The following is a 1,499-nucleotide window of genomic DNA, read 5'->3' as shown; positions in this document are numbered from 1 at the left end:
CGGGGATCCAATTCCATACCCGTCAAGTTAGCGGTATAAAATTTTTAAGACGATACTCGCGTTCGTCCCCGCAGTGAATGTTGGGGATCACACCCATTATTGGGCATACCAAATACCCCTCCAGAAGAGGGGTATTTGGTATTTATATCCATATCTAATTCTACCATATCTCTAATTTCGTTAAGATATCTGATGCCGTTTCTTCCCCTTTCCTTCGACCTTTCTTGGCATGTTTTCGTAACAGGGAAAGGAGAGAGAAAAGGTTGATTTCCGCCATATGCGAACGCAAAAGCAACTGGTGCCAATACGATTGGAGAAGATCGAGCGCTTTCCGTTCACTGATTTCAATGTCTTCCTTTTGATGCCAATACATCCGAGCTTGAAACAGAAACGTCTGGGTGACCAAAATGGCAATCAACGTCCCGTATAAATGGCATTCGAAACGTTCTTTTTTCATCTCCTTGACTTTCTCCAAATCAAATACGGATTTCCAGGCTTTAAACAACAATTCAATTTGCCAGCGCAGGGAATAGAGCTCATAAACCTGTTGACCATCAAACGACTCTTGTGGTAAATTCGTCAGTAAGATGTGGTATTTCTTTTGTTCGAGGGTTTGGCGTGCCAGCGCCTTCCCTTTTCTTTTTTCCTTTTTCCGCACATACGCCATCCGTTTTTGCCATTCTTCCGCCGTCAGACGGCGGAAAACCAACCGTGGAACATACAAGCGTTCATGTCCGATGTATACATGTTCCATTTCCACTGATTCCCCTTCCTCTAATTGATTCCCAAGGGATTCCCAATCCCATTCCTTCCACTGGCCATTCTCCTTGATATACACTTTCATATCGGAACGGAGCCGAGTAATATAATACGCTCCGCGGGCGTCGATCTCGGCCAGTGCGGCAACGGAGAAAAAGCCCAAATCCCGAATACATAGGTCATTCGGTAAAATCGTATGCTGGGCATGATAGGCAAAACGAGCGTCCGAGTCATTGGCCGATTGAACGCATAGCTGAAGGCAGGCGCCGGATAACAAGTCATATTCAAACTGAATTTTCACCCCCGACGAAACGGAACCTCGATAGTCTTCCCCATAGTCAGCGGGAACCAAAAAGCTGGTTGAGTCCAAAATCCGCAGGCGGGTAAAACAAGTTCGATAGGTCTCCATGGCTGACAAAAGCAATGGACGTTGATGCAGGAGGAGAAGGAAAAACACTTCTCGCAAAAATGCCACGGCCCGATCGGTAAAACGCTGATTCAAGCCTTCGCTTGAAAGGGAACAGCCATGCCAGAGCGTCAAGGCCGCACACAACCGCTGAAGCGACTGTTTGGCCAGTGAGCCATCTCCCCATGCACAGAGAGTCAGAAAGGCTTCCGCCGTTAACGAACGCTGCCGCCGGATAAAGCCTGTTTTCCGTGCGAGACGGGTTAATTCTTCGGGAGAAAAGAGTTGACGAATGGTTTGAACCCATGCTTTCATTTGTTTTTCCATGAAAAAA

General features: G+C 46.9%; 1 protein-coding gene. It reads right to left on the bottom strand.

Annotation, left to right across the window (positions count from 1 at the left end; translation table 11 throughout):
* Nucleotides 1-160: 160 nt before the first annotated feature.
* Nucleotides 161-1,480: an IS4 family transposase gene (locus ETR37_RS17615; RefSeq protein ID WP_240673919.1), complete on the bottom strand. Its 1,320-nt coding sequence runs from the start codon at nucleotides 1,478-1,480 to the stop codon at nucleotides 161-163.
* Nucleotides 1,481-1,499: the final 19 nt, after the last annotated feature.

It is taken from the genome of Geobacillus sp. PK12 (assembly GCF_004123125.1).
In the GTDB taxonomy this organism is placed as follows: Bacteria; Bacillota; Bacilli; order Bacillales; family Anoxybacillaceae; genus Geobacillus; species Geobacillus zalihae.
This window is presented reverse-complemented; position numbering and strand designations above follow the sequence as displayed.

Bases quoted from the DNA above. Each gene is read 5' to 3' on its own strand.
- ETR37_RS17615 (WP_240673919.1), bottom strand. From the start codon at position 1,480: ATGAAAGCATGGGTTCAAACCATTCGTCAACTCTTTTCTCCCGAAGAA.